General features: G+C 61.3%; 19 protein-coding genes. 11 read left to right on the top strand and 8 right to left on the bottom strand.

The features are described from left to right. Positions 1-26 precede the first annotated feature (26 nt). Entirely contained in the window at positions 27-614 is a 588-nt protein-coding gene (locus tag NP503_RS24745; protein WP_127321245.1) for a hypothetical protein, read from the top strand. Between the two features lie 237 nt (positions 615-851). Then, positions 852-1,787 carry a ribose-phosphate pyrophosphokinase gene (locus tag NP503_RS24750; RefSeq protein WP_013530002.1) on the top strand — a complete coding sequence of 312 codons (936 nt, stop codon included), beginning with the start codon at positions 852-854 and terminating at the stop codon, positions 1,785-1,787. Between the two features lie 140 nt (positions 1,788-1,927). Here the strand turns inward: NP503_RS24750 and NP503_RS24755 are convergent, their stop codons facing one another. Next, positions 1,928-2,812 (bottom strand): helix-turn-helix domain-containing protein, encoded by an 885-nt coding sequence (locus NP503_RS24755; RefSeq protein WP_127270546.1) that lies wholly within the window; start codon positions 2,810-2,812, stop codon positions 1,928-1,930. A 173-nt stretch (positions 2,813-2,985) separates the two neighbouring features. Between NP503_RS24755 and NP503_RS24760 the strand changes: the two genes are divergently transcribed. After that, positions 2,986-4,227 (top strand): MFS transporter, encoded by a 1,242-nt coding sequence (locus NP503_RS24760; protein WP_128361821.1) that lies wholly within the window; start codon positions 2,986-2,988, stop codon positions 4,225-4,227. Positions 4,228-4,298: 71 nt separating this feature from the next. On the opposite strand, the gene NP503_RS24765 is transcribed toward NP503_RS24760, so the two are convergent. Continuing rightward, the gene (locus NP503_RS24765) at positions 4,299-5,156 is read right to left on the bottom strand and encodes an alpha/beta fold hydrolase (protein ID WP_127267864.1); all 858 of its coding nucleotides are present in this window, start codon (positions 5,154-5,156) and stop codon (positions 4,299-4,301) included. Positions 5,157-5,307: 151 nt separating this feature from the next. On the opposite strand from NP503_RS24765, the gene NP503_RS24770 reads away from it, so the two are divergent. Then, positions 5,308-5,736, top strand: coding sequence for a MarR family winged helix-turn-helix transcriptional regulator (locus tag NP503_RS24770; RefSeq protein ID WP_127267865.1), 429 nt, complete (start codon positions 5,308-5,310; stop codon positions 5,734-5,736). A 92-nt stretch (positions 5,737-5,828) separates the two neighbouring features. Here the strand turns inward: NP503_RS24770 and NP503_RS24775 are convergent, their stop codons facing one another. Next, a complete protein-coding gene (locus tag NP503_RS24775) occupies positions 5,829-7,835 on the bottom strand; it encodes a bifunctional diguanylate cyclase/phosphodiesterase (protein ID WP_127267870.1) in 2,007 nt (668 codons plus the stop codon). Between the two features lie 293 nt (positions 7,836-8,128). Between NP503_RS24775 and NP503_RS24780 the strand changes: the two genes are divergently transcribed. The 7 genes from NP503_RS24780 (at position 8,129) to NP503_RS24810 (ending at position 14,257) form a co-directional block, all read left to right on the top strand. Continuing rightward, positions 8,129-9,163, top strand: a complete 1,035-nt coding sequence (locus NP503_RS24780) for a class I SAM-dependent methyltransferase (protein WP_127267866.1) — start codon at positions 8,129-8,131, stop codon at positions 9,161-9,163. Positions 9,164-9,410: 247 nt separating this feature from the next. After that, complete coding sequence (locus NP503_RS24785; protein WP_127270548.1) at positions 9,411-10,052, top strand: 50S ribosomal protein L25/general stress protein Ctc; 642 nt, start codon at positions 9,411-9,413, stop codon at positions 10,050-10,052. A 23-nt stretch (positions 10,053-10,075) separates the two neighbouring features. Beyond that, entirely contained in the window at positions 10,076-10,801 is a 726-nt protein-coding gene (gene pth / locus NP503_RS24790) for an aminoacyl-tRNA hydrolase (protein ID WP_127270550.1), read from the top strand. A 91-nt stretch (positions 10,802-10,892) separates the two neighbouring features. Continuing rightward, positions 10,893-11,996, top strand: coding sequence for a redox-regulated ATPase YchF (ychF, locus tag NP503_RS24795; protein WP_127270552.1), 1,104 nt, complete (start codon positions 10,893-10,895; stop codon positions 11,994-11,996). Between the two features lie 219 nt (positions 11,997-12,215). Continuing rightward, complete coding sequence (gene corA / locus NP503_RS24800; RefSeq protein ID WP_127270555.1) at positions 12,216-13,190, top strand: magnesium/cobalt transporter CorA; 975 nt, start codon at positions 12,216-12,218, stop codon at positions 13,188-13,190. Between the two features lie 123 nt (positions 13,191-13,313). Then, positions 13,314-13,790: a MaoC family dehydratase gene (locus NP503_RS24805; protein WP_127269625.1), complete on the top strand. Its 477-nt coding sequence runs from the start codon at positions 13,314-13,316 to the stop codon at positions 13,788-13,790. After that, positions 13,787-14,257 carry a MaoC family dehydratase gene (locus tag NP503_RS24810; RefSeq protein ID WP_127269624.1) on the top strand — a complete coding sequence of 157 codons (471 nt, stop codon included), beginning with the start codon at positions 13,787-13,789 and terminating at the stop codon, positions 14,255-14,257. Before NP503_RS24805 ends, NP503_RS24810 begins: the two co-directional genes overlap by 4 nt. A gap of 164 nt (positions 14,258-14,421) precedes the next feature. On the opposite strand, the gene NP503_RS24815 is transcribed toward NP503_RS24810, so the two are convergent. From NP503_RS24815 to NP503_RS24835, 5 genes are all read right to left on the bottom strand, one after another. After that, complete coding sequence (locus NP503_RS24815) at positions 14,422-14,967, bottom strand: adenine phosphoribosyltransferase (RefSeq protein WP_013529989.1); 546 nt, start codon at positions 14,965-14,967, stop codon at positions 14,422-14,424. Between the two features lie 9 nt (positions 14,968-14,976). Continuing rightward, positions 14,977-16,122 (bottom strand): alpha-hydroxy acid oxidase, encoded by a 1,146-nt coding sequence (locus tag NP503_RS24820; protein WP_127269626.1) that lies wholly within the window; start codon positions 16,120-16,122, stop codon positions 14,977-14,979. 175 nt (positions 16,123-16,297) lie between these two features. After that, a complete protein-coding gene (locus NP503_RS24825; protein ID WP_127269623.1) occupies positions 16,298-16,993 on the bottom strand; it encodes a phosphatase PAP2 family protein in 696 nt (231 codons plus the stop codon). Positions 16,994-17,120: 127 nt separating this feature from the next. After that, a complete protein-coding gene (locus NP503_RS24830) occupies positions 17,121-17,993 on the bottom strand; it encodes a cytochrome c1 (protein WP_127270560.1) in 873 nt (290 codons plus the stop codon). Positions 17,994-18,021: 28 nt separating this feature from the next. After that, a complete protein-coding gene (locus tag NP503_RS24835) occupies positions 18,022-19,323 on the bottom strand; it encodes a cytochrome b N-terminal domain-containing protein (protein WP_013529985.1) in 1,302 nt (433 codons plus the stop codon). Between the last annotated feature and the right edge of the window lie 7 nt (positions 19,324-19,330).

Here is a 19,330-nt window from a genome sequence, read left to right on the forward strand (position 1 = left end):
TTCTTCGCCAAGGAGTTAGAAGGCAAATGAGACGATCGCATGTGACGACCGTGTCATTGCTTGTGGCATTGGCTCTTGCCGCCTGCACCAACGCAAAGGACGTGCTCGAACCGTCGGCGATCACTCCGCCGGCGACGTCGACCCAGACGCTGCCCGCCACCAGCACGGCGGGCGCTCCCGCAACCACCGCCGCACCGGTCACATCAGCCCAAAGCGCTGCCATCCTGTCGAAGACCCGCCTGCAGATCGCGCCGATCGTCGGCGCTTCGGTGGAAGCCGCGACACCTCTTACGGCGGAGTTGCAGACCCGCGCCAGGCAGCGCGGTATCACGCTCGCCGGCAGCGCCGACCAGACCGTGACACATGTGCTGAAGGGCTATTTCTCGACGATGTCGGAAGGCGCCGACACCACCGTCATCTATGTCTGGGATGTCTATGACCCCGCCGGCAACCGGCTGCACCGCATCAATGGTCAGCAGAAGGCCCCGTCGGTCAATTCCGGCGCCAGCGCGGGCGGCGACAGCTGGAAGGGGGTCTCGCCGGCCACCATGCAGACGATCGCCGACCAGACCATCGACCAATTCGCGGCCTGGCTCGGCGGCAAGGCGGGCTAGAGGCATCGGACCCAAAAGTGGAGACGGTTTTGGGAAAATCCGATGCCCAACGAGAAGAAGGAGCAGCGCAAGTCCGCTGCTCCCTGTTGCAGCCCGGCGATGGCGCGGAGCTTTCTTGAGTTTAGCCGGCGGATTCCCGATCTCGGCGCTTGCAATACCGGCGCGGGCCGCTAAAAGCCCGGTTAAAGGGCGCAAGCGAGTCCGTCAGGTCTCATCATCCTCCACCAGGAACCGTGCATGAAACTCTTCGCGGGCAATTCCAACAGGGTGCTGGCCGAAGCGGTCGCCCGGTACCTCAACGTCCCGCTGGGCAAAGCCACGGTCAGGCGCTTCGCCGACCAGGAAATCTTCGTCGAAATCCAGGAAAACGTGCGCGGCGAGGATGTCTTCATCCTGCAATCGACCTCGTTCCCGACCAACGATCATTTGATGGAATTGCTCATCATGATCGATGCCTTCATGCGTTCCTCGGCCAAGCGCATCACGGCGGTCATCCCCTATTTCGGCTACGCCAGGCAGGACCGCCGCGCCTCCGGCCGCACGCCGATCTCGGCCAAGCTGGTCGCCAACATGATCACCCGCGCCGGTGTCGACCGCGTTCTGACGCTTGACCTGCATGCCGGCCAGATCCAAGGCTTCTTCGATATTCCGACCGACAATCTGTTTTCCGTGCCGGTGATGGCCCGCGACGTGAAGGCCAAATACAAGCAACTCGGCAACGTCGTGGTGGTCTCGCCCGACATTGGCGGCGTGGTCCGCGCCCGTGCGCTGGCCAAGCGCTTCGATGCGCAACTGGCCATCGTCGACAAGCGCCGCGAACGGCCCGGTGAATCGGAAGTCATGAACATCATCGGCGCGGTCGCCGGCAAGGATTGCCTGCTGATCGACGACATCGTCGATTCCGGCGGCACGCTGTGCAACGCCGCCGATGCACTGCTGGCCAACGGCGCCACCAGTGTCACCGCCTATATCACCCACGGTGTGCTGTCGGGCGGTGCGGTTGCCCGCATCAGCGGCTCGAAGCTGCAGGAACTGGTGATCACCGATTCCATCCAGCCCACCCAGGGCGTGCTCGACGCGCCCAACATCCGCGTCATCTCGATCGCCGACCTCATGGGCGAAGCCATTTCGCGCACCGCGACCGAGGAATCGGTGTCGAGCCTGTTCGACTAGAGCAATTCCAGGAAAAGTGTGAAGCGGTTTTCCCGGGAAAAGCGCGTAGCGCTTTCCCTAGAGAATTACGTCAAAACAAAGAGTTAGAGCAGCTCGCCGTTTCCGTAAAACGGTAAAATGCTCTAGAACAGCACCTGCCGTTACGGCGCAGGGCTTTCCAACCGAACCGGGCCGACCAGGCGACGAGCGACCTCGACGCTTTCTCGTGCGCCGCGCATATAGCCGCGCGGCGAGGTCCCCAGCATGCGCTTGAACATGGTGATGAAGGCCGGCACGCTGTCATAGCCGAGATCGAGCGCCACCCTGGTGATCGGCTCGCCGTCCGCCAGCCTGGGCAGCGCCGCGAACAGGCAGGCCTGCTGGCGCCATGTCGACAGCGACAAGCCAGTCTGGCGCTGGAAGGCGCGGGTGAAGGAGCGGCGGCTCATGCCGGCGGCATCCGCCCATTCATCGATCGTCGCATGCGGCGACGGTGCCGCGACGAAGCGCCGGCAGAGCGCCGACAGCCTTGGATCGGACGGGAATGGCAGGCCGAGCGGCCGTTCCGGCAAGGTCGGGATTTCGTGCAGCAAAAGGTTCATGATCAGCCCACCACGTCCTTCCAGAACGCCGCCTTGCGGCAGCTTTTCCGATTCCACGATCAGGCTGTGCATCAGGTCGGTGACGCCGACGACGCGCAAGCCTTCGGGCAGCCCGGGGATCGCCTGTGGCATGACATAGACCGAACGCATCGAGACATCGCCCAGCATCTCGACGGAATGCTCGGTGCCGGCTGGAATCCACATCGCGTGGTCGGGCGGCACCATCCAGCGTCCGTAGCGCGTCGTCACCAGCACCACGCCGACAAGCGCATGCAAGAGCTGGCTGCGGCTGTGGCGGTGCTGCGGCACACGGTAGCCATCGGGATATTCGGTCGGCAATGCCACCGCCGGCCCGGCCACTTGTTCAAGCCACTCCCAGCGGCTCTCGTGCAACTGGCCGAGATTGGCGTTGCCAGCGTGAAAGACTTCTTTGCCGTGCGGCATCCGATATGGCCCACTTGCGAAACTATTGGACCAAACCACGAAAGAAGTCATCCCGCAAGAAGCTTATAAGGCGCCGGTCCCAAGCGCTCCACAGGAGCGTCCGACAAGGCGGCCGCAGGTGCGTTCGTCAACTGCCTGCGGGCCTGCCCGCCAAAAAGACCACGGAGCCTACCTTGACCGATACGACAGCCGCCAGCGTCGCCCCACCGGCGACCACCAGTCACGCTTCAGCCCAGGCGACGGCCTTCACCGTGATCCTGGCGGTGAGCTTCTGCCACTGCATCAACGACATCATGCAGTCGCTGCTGTCGGCCATTTACCCGCTCCTGAAAGAGAATTATGGCCTCGATTTCTGGCAGATCGGCTTGTTGACCTTCACCTTCCAGGTGACCGCGTCGCTGCTGCAGCCTGTGATCGGCATGATCACCGACAAACGGCCGATGCCCTATTCGCTGCCCTACGGCATGGCGTCATCGCTGATCGGCCTGATTGTGCTCGCCTATGCCGGGCACTATTCGCTGCTCCTGATCGGCGCCTCGCTGATCGGCATCGGCTCGGCGATCTTCCATCCGGAATCCTCGCGCATCGCCCGCTTCGCCTCCGGCGGCCGCTTCGGCCTGGCGCAGTCGCTGTTCCAGGTTGGCGGCAATTTCGGACAGTCCATGGGGCCGCTGCTGGCAGCCTTCATCGTCGTGCCGTTCGGCCAGACCAGCATTTCCTGGTTCGCCGTCGGCTCGCTGATCGGCATCATCGTTTTGTGGCAGGTCGGCGGCTGGTACAGCCGGCTGCGTGCCGCACAGGGCACCCGCAAGGCGGCGAGCTTCGTTTCGCCCTTCCCGCGCCGCAAGGTGATGAACGCATTGATCGTGCTGACCCTGCTGGTGCTGAGCAAGAATGCCTACATCGCCAGCCTCGCCAGCTACTACACCTTCTATTCCATGCATAAGTTCGGCGTTTCGGTGCAGATGAGCCAAGTCATGCTGTTCCTGTTCCTCGGAGCCTCGGCGCTGGGCATCCTGCTCGGCGGCCCGTTCGGCGACCGCTACGGGCAGAAGGCGATGATCTGGTTCTCCATCGTCGGCGTGCTGCCCTTCACGCTCGCCTTGCCCTACGCCAATCTGGAATGGACGATGGTGCTGACGGTGCTGATCGGCCTGATCCTGTCCTCTGCCTTCTCGAACATCGTCGTCTTTGCGCAGGAACTCGTGCCGGGCCGCGTCGGCATGATCGCCGGCATCTTCTTCGGCTTCGCCTTCGGCATGGGCGGCATCGCGGCGGCCGTGCTCGGTATCGTCGCCGATATGAAGGGCATCGATTTCGTCTTCCAGATCTGCTCGTATTTGCCGTTTCTTGGATTGCTCACCGTGTTCCTGCCAAACATGAAGGAAGCGCGCAAAGCGCAGGCGGCCGCCTAGATCAGGCGGGTCTGCCGCTGTCACAAAAATGCACCCGCCTGATGACGGGTGCATTTTTGTGGGCCATGGCCTTAAGCCTTGAAGAAGGCCAGCAGGTCGGCATTGATGATGTCTGCATGGGTCGTGGCCATGCCGTGCGGGAAGCCCTTGTAGACCTTGAGCTCGCCCTTCTTGAGCAGCTTGATCGTCAGCAGCGCCGAATCGGCGATCGGAACGATCTGGTCGTCGTCTCCGTGCATGACCAGGACAGGCACGTCGATTGCCTTCAGATCCTCGGTGAAGTCGGTTTCCGAGAAAGCCTTGATACAATCATAATGCGCCTTGGTGCCGCCCATCATGCCTTGGCGCCACCAATTGTCGATGACGCCCTGCGAGATGTCCGCGCCCGGACGGTTGAACCCGTAGAACGGACCTGATGGAACGTCGCGGAAGAACTGGGCGCGATTGGCTGCCTGGGCGGAGCGGAAGCCGTCGAACACTTCGATCGGCAGGCCGCCGGGATTGGCGGCAGTCTTGAGCATGATTGGCGGCACCGCGCCGATCAGCACCGCCTTGGCGACACGGCCGCCGGCGCCATAGTTGGCAACATAGCGCGCCACTTCGCCGCCGCCGGTCGAATGTCCGACATGAATGGCATTCTTGAGGTCGAGATAAGCGGCGAGTTCCGCGACATCGGCGGCATAGGTGTCCATTTCGTTGCCGATATCCGTCTGGGTCGAGCGCCCATGGCCACGCCGATCATGGGCAATGACACGGTAGCCTTGTGACAGGAAGAACAGCATCTGGGCGTCCCAATCGTCGCTGCTCAACGGCCAGCCATGATGGAAGACGACAGGCTGCCCGGTCCCCCAGTCCTTGTAGTAAATCTGCGTTCCGTCCTTGGTGGTGATCGTACCGCTGCCGGAGCTGGGCTTGGTTTGCGAGGTCATCTCAATCTCCTTGTGGTTATTTCCGCGATAAACAATATCGCGATAACCATATAGCTAACGCGGCACAAAACCCTTGTCCACAAAAATATGTATCGCGATATCATTTTTCGTGGTATCGAATTGATGCCCATATTGGCAAAAGGAATGCGCCGTGCCTCTCCCGTTGGACAATCAGCTCTGTTTCACGCTCTATGCCACCAGCATGGCGATAAACCGCACCTACAAGCCGATGCTGGACGAGATGGGCATCACCTATCCGCAGTACCTGGTGCTGAACGCACTTGGAGAGGCCGATGGGATGTCGGTCGGCACCATCGCCAACCGGTTGGCTTTGGAATCGAGCACCGTCACGCCGCTGGTGAAGCGAATGGAGCAAGCCGAGCTGGTGACCCGCCAGCGCAGCCAGACCGACGAACGCCAGGTGCAGGTCGACCTGACATCAGCCGGACGCGCGCTGCTGGTCCAATGCAACTGTCTGAACGAGACCTTGGTCGAACGCTCGGGCATGACGCTTGCCGAGCTCGATGCCTTGAACCGGCAGATCCAGGCGCTACGCAACGCGTTGACCAGCGACCGGTAGCCCCTAGGTAGCCGCTTGGCCCAGTCATGGGTTGATTGCAATCAGTACGGCTTTTGAGGGCGGCTAAGCCAAACGTCGGAAAGAGGCCACCATCATGCGGACTTAAGCACGGCAAATGACCGTTTGCGCATGGCCCGCTTTGCCTGGAAACTGGCGGCGGGAGCGGGGCGGCCGACATGGAAGCCCTGGATCTTGTCTATGCCGAATTCGCGCATCAAAGCCATCTGTTCGTCGGTTTCCACCCCTTCGACCAGGATCTTGTGGCCGCGATTTCGAACCAGGGTGATGATGTCCTGCAGCATCGCCTTGCCGCTCAGGGAGCTGCAGTCGTGCAGAAACGATCGGTCGATCTTCACCGTGTCGAAATCGATCAGGCGAAGCCACGAAAGGCCCGCAAAGCCCGTCCCGAAATCATCAAGCCATATCTTGATCCCGAGCAGCTTCAGGTCGCTGATGCAGCGCAGAATGTCCGAGTGCATCTCCATCTCCAGCCCTTCGGTGATCTCGAAGGCCAGCCTGCTGCCGGCGACGCCGGTTTCGCCCAGAATGGTCGCGACAGACGTTGCGAAGCCAGGTGTCTTAAGCTGGATCGGGGAGACGTTGACGCTGACGACACGGACGTGGTCGTCAGCCAGGAGTTCGGCGCACACCGTCCTTATCGCCCAGCGCCCGAGTTCCAGGATCGCGCCGGTTCGCTCGGCGACGGGAATGAACAGGCTCGGCGGAACCGATGTGCCGTCCAGCATTTTGAGGCGCATCAGAGCCTCCACCGCTTCAACCCGGTCCGATTTGACATCCTGGATAGGCTGATAAACCAGTGAAACGAGATTCTGGCCGATCGCGATCTTCAGCAAGGCCGCGATGTTCTCGCTCTCGTCGCTGCTTTGCGGATCGGTTGGATCGAACAGCCGGGCACAATTTCGGCCGCCGGCTTTTGCCAGATAGAGAGCGCGATCGGCCTCGTGGATGATCTTCTCCAGCTTGGCGCCGGTCTGCGTCCTGGTGAATGCGGCGCCAACGCTCACCGTTACGATCGAGACGCCGTCGCGCCGCAGTTCGTGCGTCAGCGCCAGGTTCTCGACCGTGCTGCAAATGGCTTCCGCTATATCCAGTATCTGCTCTTTTTTCTCCATGCGAGCCAGGACGATGAACTCTTCACCGCCATAGCGGCCGATGGAGCCATTATACTGCTTGATCATGTCGCTAAGGGCATTGGCGACATGGATCAGGCAGCGGTCGCCTTCCTGATGGCCGTAGCAGTCGTTGAATTTCTTGAAGAAGTCCACGTCGATGAGGATCGCCCCGAAGCTGGTACCGACCTTTTGCCAATCGCTCCAGTAGTCCCGCAGCTTCTCGTCGATCGCGCGCCGGTTCTCCAGACCCGTCAGCGGATCGGTCCGCGACAACCTCAGCAGGGCCTTGCCGCGTTCGGTCGCCTCATTGTGCTGGATCTTGGCTTCCAGGGCATTCAGAAAGACGTTGTAGCGTTCCTCATTCAGTTTCCAGTTCACATACGAGGTGAACGTGAAACAGGATATATAGAAAGCCCCGAATACCATTTTGTATGTAAGGGTTGAAGGAACGAAGTAATTTACGATGTAAAGTATACACAATATTATTGCCGAGGTTACGATAGAAAGCTTGAAATTGAACGTAAAGAAAAGATTTGCGCTCATCATGAATATGGTCCCAAAGACCATGTAGTAAGAGACGCTTTCCTTGTCCGCGCCAAGAACCGCTGGGCACAACCAACCAACATAGCCGAAGATGATGGCTCCGGCGCAGGTCACGTCGAGCCATTCCGTTCCAATCCCCCGGCGAAGCTGTGCTTCGAGGATCAAAAGCGCGCTCAAGCCGACTGCGAAGCGCGCCGTGATCGTGTAGGCAGCAACATCCGGGATCAGCAGCAGATCCGTTGCCGAAAACAAGAGATAGATCGCAACCGCAATCCAGAGCCCTGGCCTGGCTTCTCCTCTTCGCGTCGCCTGCGCTTCGGTGCGGTAAAGGGTGCGGAGCTCGTCGGCGCTCAGTTCATAGCGCGGCTCGTACGGCTCCGCATCAACCGTATCGACCAATACGGAGGACAGGTGTTCGTTCATCACAATAGACCCCGTTTGAAAGGGATTTTGTTTTCCGAACTCATTTCCAGCTTCTGCCCCCACGCGGGCCGGCTCCTTTGGACGCGACGGCGATTGCGACGCCGGGCAAACAAATGCAATCGCGCAAGACAAGTTTCCGTTAACTCGAACCCGGAATTCGGGCCGGAAGCCGTCTAAAGAGGAACATGGTTGGCGGGAAATTAATCATAACGATAAAATGCCGTCAGCCCGACATTGGCAAATGGAGCATTCTACGCAATAAGTTAACCGACTGTTAACTATGGAGTGATGGCGTGCAGACCGTTCTTGATGGCAAAAGCTTGATTACTGCCGCGATGCTCGCCGGCACGCTGCCTCGGGGAAAGCTCGAGCATCATGGCGAAGCGTTCGAAACCGCGCGCGCGGAGCTGGCGCTCATTCTCCACGCGACACAGCAGCAGATCGAACAGGACAAGAACCCCGCCGAGATCGTCGGTCGCTTGCTGTCCTTCCTCAATGGCCTGCATTCCAAGGTTCATCCCGACGTCTGGCATGCGTTGATACCGGTGGCGCAGAACCATCCGATCCTGAAGTATTTTCTCGAGGATCCGCTGACGCACTGGTCCTTCACCAAGCCCAGGGGCTATTCCGGCGACGCGCAGTTGCTTGATTACATCTATTGCGATCCGCACGTGGCAGAGAGCGTGGCCAACGCCTCGGAGATCGGCAAGGCGCTCTATAGCCATACCCAGAACGTACCCTCATGCGTCGCGGCACGGGAACGACGCGACCTCCTGACCCGATATGTCGACGAGATTGCGGTCAAGAATGGACCGCAAACCGAGATCCTGGCGATCGCGGCCGGCCATTTGCGGGAGGCCAATCGCTCGGTCGCCTTGACGGAGGGCCGTCTCAAGCGCTGGGTTGCGCTCGATCAGGATCCCCAGAGCGTTGGGCTGATCGCGCGCGACTTCCAGGGCACCGCGGTCGAAGCCATCGACGGCTCGGTGCGAACCGTGCTCACGCGGGGTCACAAGCTCGGCAAGTTCGATTTCATCTATGCCTCCGGCCTTTACGACTACCTCGCCCACAACGTCGCGGTGAAACTCACGAAGACCTGCCTGCAGATGCTGAAGCCGAACGGGACGTTCCTGTTTGCGAACTACGCCGAGGGCACGCCTGACGCCGGCTACCGGGAGACATTCATGGACTGGGTGTTGCTGCTGCGATCGGAGGTCGATATGTGGAACATCGTCAATGCCAGCGTCGACCGCAACACCGTCGAGGCGCGGGTGTTCTTCGGCGAGAACCGCAACGTGCTTTATGCCGTCATCGAAAAGCGCGGATAGCGACCGCCTGGACTGCACCAGCCTGGGCGTGCCTTTGGCTTGCACCTCCGGCCGCCTTCCGCTATAGAGCCGCCACCCGCGTAGACACCCTTGGAGGCAACGCGGCGGAAGGCCGCCTTCCCGCATGATCCCGAAAAGTGGATTCCGGTTTTCGGACCAGATCATGCATGGGTATGTCGGCTTTCGACGTTTACGGTCCAGGCACTCTGCCAACCGTGAGCGCTCCAGTAAACCGAAAGGAAATGCCATGAGCCACGACACTTACGAGCTCAAGGCCGAAGCACGCGAACAGGTCGGTAAGGGGTCCGCCCGTGCAGTTCGCCGCAACGGTAAAGTGCCTGCAGTAATCTATGGTGACAAGCAGCCTCCCCTGGCTATCGCGCTCACCTACAAGGATATCTACTACAAGATCCATGGCGGTGGGTTTCTGACCACGATCGCCACGATCGATGTCGACGGCAAGAAGATCCAGGTCCTGCCGAAGGACTTCCAGCTCGACCCGGTCAAGGATTTCCCTGTCCATGTCGACTTCCTGCGCATCGGCAAGGACACCGAAGTCAATGTCGACGTGCCTGTCCACTTCATCAACGAGGACAAGTCGCCCGGCATCAAGCGCGGCGGCGTGCTCAACATCGTGCGTCACGAAGTCGAGTTCCACTGCCCGGCCAATGCGATCCCGGAGTTCATCACCGTCGATCTCACCGGCGCCAACATCGGCGACTCGATCCACATCTCGGCGGTCAAGCTGCCGGCTGGCGTCAAGCCTGTGATCTCCGACCGCGACTTCACCATCGCGACCATTGCCGGTTCGTCGGCGATGAAGCCGGAGACGGAAGAGACGGCTGAAGCAGCTGCACCTGAAGCGGCTCCTGCCGCCGACGAGAAGTAACTCTTTCACGCCCGGAGCAGGCGATGCTGCTGTTTGCAGGTCTCGGCAATCCGGGCGCGAAATACGCTGACAACCGCCACAATGTCGGTTTCATGGCGGCGGACGCAATCGCCCGCCGCCATTCCTTTTCGCCCTGGTCGAAGAAATTCCAGGGCCTCATTTCCGAGGGCACGCTCGGCGGCGAAAAAATCGTCCTGATCAAGCCGCAGACCTTCATGAACCTGTCCGGCCAGTCGGTCGGCGAAGCACTGCGCTTCTACAAGCTCGAGCTTTCCGCGCTCACCGTCTTCTATGACGAGATCGACCTTGCCGAAGGCAAGCTGCGCATCAAGACCGGTGGCGGCGCCGGCGGCCACAACGGCATCCGGTCGATCGACGGTCATATCGGCAATGGCTATCGCCGCGTGCGCATCGGCGTCGGCCATCCCGGCGTCAAGGAAATGGTCCAGCACCATGTGCTCGGCAATTTCGCCAAAGCCGACCGCGAATGGCTCGACCCGCTGCTCGACGCGATCGCCGATAATGCCGCCATGATCGTCAAGGGCGACGAATCCGGCTTCATGAATAAGGCCAGTCTCGCCGTCCAGGGCAAGGCCGGGCCGGAGCCCGAAAAGCCAGCGCAGAAGCAGTCGGCGCACAAGCAGCAAAGTCATGTCCGCCAAGCACGGCCTCAACAGCCGGTGGTCAAGCTGCCGGAAAGCGGTCCAATGGCCGCCATGCTGAAGAAGCTGTTCGGCGGCAAGGACTGAGCATCAAGGGGACCGAAGGGCTTGACGTTGATCACCCCTATCGCCCATAGCCCTGATCAAATTTCTATTTTCCCGATAGGACCGAACAAAAATGGGTTTCAAATGCGGCATCGTTGGCTTGCCCAACGTCGGCAAGTCGACGCTTTTCAACGCGTTGACCAGAACGGCTGCGGCGCAAGCCGCCAACTATCCATTCTGCACCATCGAACCGAACACCGGCGAGGTGGCGGTGCCAGATCCGCGCCTGCAGAAGATCGCCGCGATCGCCAAGTCGAAGGAGATCATTCCAACTCGCATCTCTTTCGTCGACATTGCCGGCCTGGTGCGCGGTGCCTCGAAGGGCGAAGGGCTGGGCAACCAGTTTCTCGCCAACATCCGTGAGGTCGACGCCATCGTGCATGTGCTGCGCTGCTTCGAGGATGACGACATCACCCATGTCGAGGGCCGCATCGACCCCGTCGCCGATGCCGAGACGGTCGAGACCGAGCTGATGCTTGCCGACCTCGACAGCATCGAGCGCCGCATCGTCCAGATCCGCAAGCGCGCCGGCAGCAAGGACAAGGAAGCGACGACCGTGCTGCCGTTGATGGAGGCAGCGCTCGAACTGCTGCAGGCCGGCAAGCCGACCCGCATCCTGCTCAAGGGTATTTCGGCCGAAGATTTGCGCATCCTGCAGGGCCTGAACCTTCTGACCTCGCATCCCGTGCTCTATGTCTGCAATGTCGCGGAGGCCGATGCCGCCACCGGCAACGAACACACCAGGGCCGTGGAAAAGATGGCCACCGCGCAAGGCGCCGGCACCGTGGTGATCTCGGCGGCGATCGAAGCCGAAGTCGCGCAACTCTCGGACGAGGAAGAGATGGAATTCCTGTCCTCGCTCGGCCTCGACGAGCCCGGCCTCAACAAGGTCATCCGCGCCGGCTACGACCTGTTGCACCTCATCACCTATTTCACCGCCGGGCCGAAGGAGACGCGCGCCTGGACGATCCATAAAGGCGACAAGGCGCCTCAGGCCGCCGGTGTCATCCACACCGATTTCGAGCGCGGCTTCATCCGCGCCCAGACCATTTCCTACAACGACTTCGTCACACTGGGCGGCGAAGTCGCGGCCAAGGAAGCCGGCAAGGCGCGCGACGAAGGCAAGGAATATGTCGTCCAGGACGGCGACGTGCTGTTGTTCAAGTTCAACACTTGATGCCCTGAAGCGGTCGAGAACATCCCGGCAAGCTGTCGGCGAAGTTCCTCGATACATGCTTCCAAGGCGACGGCGGCCATCCGCCCGACAGCCGCTTGTCTTGATTTTGTCACGTCACAGGTCTAAGCGGCAGACGCACGGTCGGCGCTGACGTCGAGAACCGTGCAATCCAACACGACGCGTCAATCCGAACGCACCCCCAGCAAGGGATATCAGGCGATGATCAAGGCCTTCGTCGTGGACAATGACCGCCTGCGCGTCGTCGACGATCTCCTGGCAAACAGCGAGACCATCGTCTGGGCGGACCTGTTCAACCCGACAAAGGAAGAGGAAGCGACGATCGAGAGCTGGCTCGGCGTTGCCATTCCGACGCGCGAGGAGATGGAGGAGATCGAGATTTCGAGCCGCCTCTATGTCGAGGACGGCGCCTATTTCATGACCGCCACCCTGCCCGCCCAGACCGAAATCGACGATCCCTTGATGTCGCCGGTTACCTTCGTGCTCGCCGGCACAAGGCTGATCACGGTGCGCTACCACGAACCGAAAGCTTTCAAGACCTTTCCGCAGCGCGCCGAAAAGGTGGCGACCGGCTGCACCAGCGGCGACACCATCCTGATCGGCTTGCTGGAGGCGATCGTCGACCGTCTCGCCGACATTCTGGAACGCGCCGGCCGCGACATCGAGGCGATCTCGCGCGATATCTTCGAGGCGCGGTCGACCAAGGTTTCCAAGCGCAACCGTGATTTCCAGGAGTTGCTGAAAGCCATCGGCCGCAAGGAGGACATTGCCTCCTCGATCCGCGACAGCCTGATCTCGCTGCAGCGCCTGGCAGGCTTCTTCGCCCATGCCTCGACCCGCACCAAGATGAGCAAGGACACCAAGGCGCGCATCAAGACGCTGTCTCGCGACGTGCTGTCGCTCGCCGACCACGCCACCTTCCTGTCGCAGAAGATCTCCTTCCTGCTAGACGCCACGCTCGGCATGATCTCGATCGAGCAGAACGCCATCATCAAGATCTTCTCGGTCGCCGCCGTCATCTTCCTGCCGCCGACTTTGGTCGCCTCGATCTACGGCATGAATTTCGACATCATCCCCGAGTTGAAATGGCAACTTGGCTATCCCTTCGCCATCGCCATGATGGTGCTGTCGGCGATCCTGCCCTTCTGGTACTTCCGCCGCCGCGGCTGGCTCTGAGTGGCCTTGTCGATCGGCGGCCACAGGCTGGCGCAGTAGAAATCGCTTGACCAAATGAACGCCGGCCTGCATCCGGAAACCCCGATCCTGGGGATCGTGGGTCGACAAGCCGGATTCCAGACCATGACTGCAGAGATAAAAACATGGGCCTATGAGGACTTCATCGAGGGCGCATCGATCGACCTCGGCTCGAAGCTCGTGAGTGCCGCCGAGATCGTCGAATTTGCCGGAGAATTTGACCCGCAGCCGATGCATCTCGACGAGGAAGCCGGCAAGGCCAGCATCCTCGGCGGGCTGGCAGCGTCGGGCTGGCACACCTGCGCCATGTTCATGCGCATGCTCTGCGACGCGTTCCTGCTGGACTCGACCTGCCAGGGCGCGCCCGGCGTCGATCAGGTCAAATGGAAGAAACCGGTCCTGGCCGGCGACCAACTGACCGGCACCCTGATGGTTGTTGCCAAGCGCCTGTCGAAATCGAAGCCGCAACTCGGCTTCGTCACCATGCGCAGCGAGCTGTTCAACCAGCGTGGCGAAAGCGTCTTCGAGCTCGAGAACTCGGTCATGTTCCTCACCCGCGATGCCGCGGGGAGCCAAGCATGACACTGGACGAGTTCTTCCGTATCGGCACCACCGTCACGCTCGGCTCGCACACATTCGAGCCCGAGGCGATCAAAGCCTTCGCCCGCAAGTACGACCCGCAAATCTTCCATATCGACGAGGAGGCCGCGAAAAAAAGCGTGCTCGGCGGCCTCTGCGCGTCTGGCTGGCACACGGCCGCGACCTGGATGAAACTCAATCTGGAAAACCGCATGGACGCCGAGATCGCTGCGTGGAGCGGTCCCGGTCCGGTGCCGGAATTCGGCCCCTCGCCCGGCTTCAAGAACCTGAAATGGCTGAAGCCGGTCTATGCCGGGCAAACCATCACCTTCACGCGCACCGCGCTGTCGCACCGCCCGATCGCCTCACGCCCCGGCTGGCGGCTTCTCGCGCTGCGTTCGGAAGCTTTCAATCCCACCGGCGACAAGGTGCTCGAGTTCGAAAGCGCCGTTCTGGTGAAGGTGGAGTAGCTTTTTCCTTCGCCCCGTTTACGGGGAGAAGGTGCCCGAAGGGCGGATGAGGGGCGGCGCCAGCGTTGGTGTCTTAAACTCGACGGTCGTACTTACCCTCACCCTGCTCCGCTCGCGTTGCTCGCTTCGCTTCCCTCTCCCCGTAAACGGGGCGAGGGAGAAACCTAATGCCCTTCGAACCCTATCAGCGTTCTGACCGGCACGCCGAGCGCCTCCAGCTTGGCGCGGCCGCCGAGGTCCGGCAGGTCGATGACGAAACAGGCGGCGAGGATGTCGGCGCCGATCTGGCGCAGCAGCTTGACCGCCGCTTCCGCGGTGCCGCCGGTGGCGATCAGATCGTCGACAAGGATCACCTTCTCGCCCGGAGCAACGCCGTCCTTGTGCATCTCCATCTCGTCCAGGCCATATTCCAGGCTATAGGCGACGCGCACCGTCTCGTAGGGCAGCTTGCCTTTCTTGCGGATCGGCACGAAGCCGGCCGAGAGCTGATGGGCGACGGCGCCGCCAAGGATGAATCCACGTGCCTCGATGCCGGCGATCTTGTCGATCTTCTGGCCGGCATAGGGATGCACCAGTTCGTCGATGGCGCGGCGGAAGGCGCGCGCATTGCCGAGCAGGGTGGTGATGTCGCGAAACAGGATGCCTGGCTTGGGATAGTCCGGAATGGTACGGATCGCGGCGAGCAATGTGTCTTCGAGGGAGGATTTCATGGGTCGAGATTACCTGAAACGGAGGTTCTTGCGCGACAATTGTTCGATCGAACTGCAGCCCATCAGCTTCATGCCACGTTCGATCTCGACCCGCATCTGCTCAAGGGCCCGTTCGACGCCGGGCTGGCCCGCCGCCGCGAGCGGGAACAGATAGTAGCGTCCGACACCGACGGCCTTGGCACCGAGCGACAGCGCCTTCAGCACATGCGTGCCGCGCTGCACGCCGCCATCCATGATGACGTCGATCCTGTCGCCAACGGCATCGACGATCTCGGCAAGCTGGTCGAACGCCGCCCGCGAGCCATCCAGCTGCCGCCCGCCATGGTTCGACAGCACGATGCCGCTGCAGCCGATGTCGACGGCGCGTCTTGCGTCCTCCACCGACATAACGCCCTTGAGACAGAACGGACCCGACCAAAGCTTGACCATCTCGGCGACATCGTCCCACGTCATCGACGGGTCTAGCATCTCGGTGAAGTAGCGGCTGATCGACATCGTGCCGCCGCCCATGTCGACATGCTCGTCGAGCTGCGGCAGCTTGAACCCCTCATGCGTGAAATAATTGATCGCCCAGGCCGGCTTGAGCGCGAACTGCGCCATTCCGGCAAGGTTGAGCTTGAAGGGAATGGCAAAGCCGGTGCGTTTGTCGCGCTCGCGATTTCCTCCGGTGATGCTGTCGACGGTCAGCATCATCACCTCGACGCCGACCGCCTTGGCGCGCTGCATCATCGCCCGGTTGAGACCGCGATCCCGATGGAAATAGAACTGGTAGACCTGCGGGCTGCTGCTGATGCTGCGCGCCTCCTCGAGGCTGACGGTGCCAAGCGACGAGACGCCGAACATGGTGCCATACTTGGCCGCGGCCTTGGCGACCGCGCGCTCGCCCTGATGGTGGAACAGGCGCTGCAAGGCGGTCGGCGAGCAATAGAACGGCATCGCCAGCTTCTGGCCCATGACCGTCACCGACATGTCGACCTCGCTCACCCCGCGCAGCACGTTGGGAACCAGATCGCAGGTCTCAAAGCTTTCGGTGTTGCGGCGGTAGGTGACCTCGTCGTCCGCCGCGCCGTCGATGTAATTGAAAATCGGCCCCGGCAGTCGCCGCTGCGCCATCCGCCGGAAATCGGAAAAGTTGTGACAGTCGCTGAGCCGCATCATCGAGTTCCAAAGGCCATGGCGGGACGAGCTTCTCGCCACCGTTCGATGCGTCGAATATCAACCTGATGCTGCTATGCCAACGGACTAATTGCCGAACTTCCGCCTCAGCACTGGCGCAGACGGAAAAGGAGCGCCTGAAGCGCCCCTTCCCGTCTGATCCGGCCGACAAAGATTACATGCCGAGATCGGAACGAAGCTCGGCTCTGGCCACTTCATATTCAGCCTTGAAGTCGTCCCGGTTGAGCAGGACCGCGGCAATGACGCTGCCGGAAATCCTGCCCATCTCGACATCGGACGCAAAATGGATGCCGCCAACCACGCGGTTGTGGGCGTATTCGCTCGCACGTGCCATGATCTCGGCGCGCTTTTCCGGAACCATGTCGGACAGAATGATGCCCATCATCGTGCCGACGGTGGCGTGTCCGGAAGGCCAGGAACCGGAGTTCGACAGCTTGACCGCAGGCTTGACGAGATCGCTGAGCTGATGCGGGCGCGGGCGCTTCCAGACATCCTTGGCCGGATCGACGACAGCGCCTTCGGTAGCCACCACGCGATCGAAGAAGGCGCTGAATTTCGGCAGCGTTTCCTTGTTGAATTTCGGCCCCATGACGTCGGCAAAGCGCCAGACATTCTCCTCGGCATCGGCCACCGCGCTGGCGACCATCTCCGGTGTGCGCGTCACCTGCAGCGTCAGCACCTCGCCGAGTTCGGCCTTGGTCTGTGCCGAATCGTTTGCCGGCGGCGGCGGCAGGATCATCGTCAAGTCGACATCCTTGTTGGTGACGAAGGGCTGGGCGTCTTCCGCTTGCGCGGCCGAGCCGATGATGAGCAGCAACAGGCCTGCCGCGATCGATGCGTATCTTTTCATGAATGCGATCCTTTGATGAGAGCAGCACAGGATCGCCGGATGCGGTGACGGCCATGTGACATGACCAGCCTCCGGAAATGCAAAAGGGCGCCTCTCGGCGCCCTTCGCGATCACTTGATTGTGTGGCTCAATGCGCCACGCCTTCCCACACCTTGCGCTTGGTGAGATAGACCAGAGCGCCGAACAGAAGCAGGAACACTAGCACGCGAAAACCGGTCTTCTTGCGGTCTTCCATATGCGGCTCGGCCGCCCACATCAGGAAGGCGGAAACGTCGCGGGAGTACTGGTCGACTGTCTGCGGCGCGCCGTCATCATAGGTCACCTGGCCGTCGGACAGCGGGTTGGGCATCTTCAGCGACACGCCCGACATGAAATAGGGGTTGTAGTGGGTGCCTTCCGGGATGACCATGCCGGCAGGCGGTGTCTCGTCGTAGCCTGTCAGCAACGAGTGGATATAGTCGGGGCCGCCCGCGTCATACTGGGTGAAGATGTCGAAGACGAATTGCGGAAAGCCGCGCTCGACGCCGCGCGCCTTGGCCAGCAGCGACATGTCGGGCGGAGCAGCACCACCATTGGAAGCGGCGGCCGCTTCGTCGTTTGCGAACGGTGGCGGGAAGTGGTCGGACGGCTTGCCGGGACGGTCGAACATGTCGCCGGCATCGTTGGGACCGTCATGGATCGTGTACTCGGCCGACAGCGTCTTGATCTGCGCATCGGAATAGCCGAGGTCCGACAGCGTGCGGAACGCCACCATGTTCATCGAATGGCAGGCCGCGCAGACTTCCTTGTAGACCTTGAGGCCTCGCTGCAGCTGCGCCTTGTCATAGGTGCCAAACGGGCCGGTGAAGCTCCAGTCCATTTCCTTCGGCTCGTGGATCGGGAAATGCGTCGGCGCGGCGGCGTTGTGCGCCTCTTCGGCGGCGATCGCCCAAGTGCCTGCCGACCCGATGCCGACGGCCACGAGGCCGACCAGCGCCAGCGAGGTGAGAATCTTTTTCATGCCAAATCCCCTTAGATTCTCTACCCGCTCAGCCTTTGGTTTCCGGCGCCGCCGTAGCGCCCGCCGGATGTCCGCTGCCGCCCTTGTTCTTCTCGAGGACCGCCTCGGTGATCGAGTTCGGCAGCCGTCGCGGCGTCTCGATCAGGCCGAGCACCGGCAGCGCGATCAGGAAGAAGGCGAAGTAGAACAATGTCGCCATCTGCGCCATGAACACATAGCTGCCTTCGGCCGGCTGCGAGCCCAGCCAGCCAAGCAGGATGGCATCGGCCACGAACAGCCAGAAGAACAGCTTGTACCAGGGCCGGTAAACGGCCGAGCGTACCTTCGAAGTGTCGAGCCACGGCACCAGGAACAACATGACGATGGCGCCGAACATGCACAGCACGCCGCCGAGCTTGGAGTTGATCGGCCCGACATTGAAGGTGATGGCGCGCAGGATCGCGTAGAACGGCAGGAAGTACCATTCGGGCACGATGTGGGCCGGCGTCTTCAGCGGGTTGGCGACGATGTAGTTGTCGGGATGGCCGAGATAGTTCGGCAGGTAGAAGACGAAATAGGCGAAGAAGAACAGGAACACGATCATGCCGAACGCGTCCTTGATGGTCGCGTAGGGGGTGAAGGCGACAGTGTCGGTCTTCGACTTGACCTCGATACCCGTCGGGTTCGACTGGCCCACGACATGCAGCGCCCAGATGTGCAAAACGACGACGCCGGCAATCATGAACGGCAACAGATAGTGCAGCGCAAAGAAGCGGTTCAGCGTCGGGTTGTCGACGGCAAAGCCGCCGAGCAGCAGCTGCTGGATCCAGTCGCCGACCAGCGGAATGGCGCTGAAGAAACCCGTGATGACGGTGGCACCCCAGAAGCTCATCTGGCCCCATGGCAGCACGTAGCCCATGAAGCCGGTCGCCATCATCAGGAGATAGATGATGCAGCCGAGGATCCACAGCAGCTCGCGCGGCGCCTTGTAGGAGCCGTAATATAGGCCACGGAAGATGTGGATGTAGACGGCGACGAAGAAGAACGAGGCGCCGTTCGAATGCATGTAGCGCAGCAGCCAGCCCGAATTCACGTCGCGCATGATCTTCTCGACCGAGCCGAAGGCGAGATTGGTGTCGGCCGTGTAGTGCATGGCCAGCACGATGCCGGTCAGGATCTGCGCCACCAGCATGATCGACAGGATGCCGCCAAACGTCCAAGCGTAGTTGAGGTTGCGCGGCACCGGATAGGCGACGAAGCTGTCATAGACCAGCCGCGGCAGCGGCATGCGGGCGTCAAACCAGCGTCCGAGACCGGTTTTGGGCGTATAGGTCGAGTGTCCCTCGCTCATCGAAATG

It is taken from the genome of Mesorhizobium sp. SEMIA396, from assembly GCF_024518615.1.
Taxonomy (GTDB): domain Bacteria; phylum Pseudomonadota; class Alphaproteobacteria; order Rhizobiales; family Rhizobiaceae; genus Mesorhizobium.

Bases quoted from the DNA above. Each gene is read 5' to 3' on its own strand.
- NP503_RS24745 (WP_127321245.1), top strand. From the start codon at position 27: ATGAGACGATCGCATGTGACGACCGTGTCATTGCTTGTGGCATTGGCT.
- NP503_RS24750 (WP_013530002.1), top strand. From the start codon at position 852: ATGAAACTCTTCGCGGGCAATTCCAACAGGGTGCTGGCCGAAGCGGTC.
- NP503_RS24755 (WP_127270546.1), bottom strand. From the start codon at position 2,812: ATGCCGCACGGCAAAGAAGTCTTTCACGCTGGCAACGCCAATCTCGGC.
- NP503_RS24765 (WP_127267864.1), bottom strand. From the start codon at position 5,156: ATGACCTCGCAAACCAAGCCCAGCTCCGGCAGCGGTACGATCACCACC.
- NP503_RS24775 (WP_127267870.1), bottom strand. From the start codon at position 7,835: ATGAACGAACACCTGTCCTCCGTATTGGTCGATACGGTTGATGCGGAG.
- NP503_RS24785 (WP_127270548.1), top strand. From the start codon at position 9,411: ATGAGCCACGACACTTACGAGCTCAAGGCCGAAGCACGCGAACAGGTC.
- pth (WP_127270550.1), top strand. From the start codon at position 10,076: ATGCTGCTGTTTGCAGGTCTCGGCAATCCGGGCGCGAAATACGCTGAC.
- ychF (WP_127270552.1), top strand. From the start codon at position 10,893: ATGGGTTTCAAATGCGGCATCGTTGGCTTGCCCAACGTCGGCAAGTCG.
- corA (WP_127270555.1), top strand. From the start codon at position 12,216: ATGATCAAGGCCTTCGTCGTGGACAATGACCGCCTGCGCGTCGTCGAC.
- NP503_RS24805 (WP_127269625.1), top strand. From the start codon at position 13,314: ATGACTGCAGAGATAAAAACATGGGCCTATGAGGACTTCATCGAGGGC.
- NP503_RS24810 (WP_127269624.1), top strand. From the start codon at position 13,787: ATGACACTGGACGAGTTCTTCCGTATCGGCACCACCGTCACGCTCGGC.
- NP503_RS24815 (WP_013529989.1), bottom strand. From the start codon at position 14,967: ATGAAATCCTCCCTCGAAGACACATTGCTCGCCGCGATCCGTACCATT.
- NP503_RS24820 (WP_127269626.1), bottom strand. From the start codon at position 16,122: ATGCGGCTCAGCGACTGTCACAACTTTTCCGATTTCCGGCGGATGGCG.
- NP503_RS24825 (WP_127269623.1), bottom strand. From the start codon at position 16,993: ATGAAAAGATACGCATCGATCGCGGCAGGCCTGTTGCTGCTCATCATC.
- NP503_RS24830 (WP_127270560.1), bottom strand. From the start codon at position 17,993: ATGAAAAAGATTCTCACCTCGCTGGCGCTGGTCGGCCTCGTGGCCGTC.
- NP503_RS24835 (WP_013529985.1), bottom strand. From the start codon at position 19,323: ATGAGCGAGGGACACTCGACCTATACGCCCAAAACCGGTCTCGGACGC.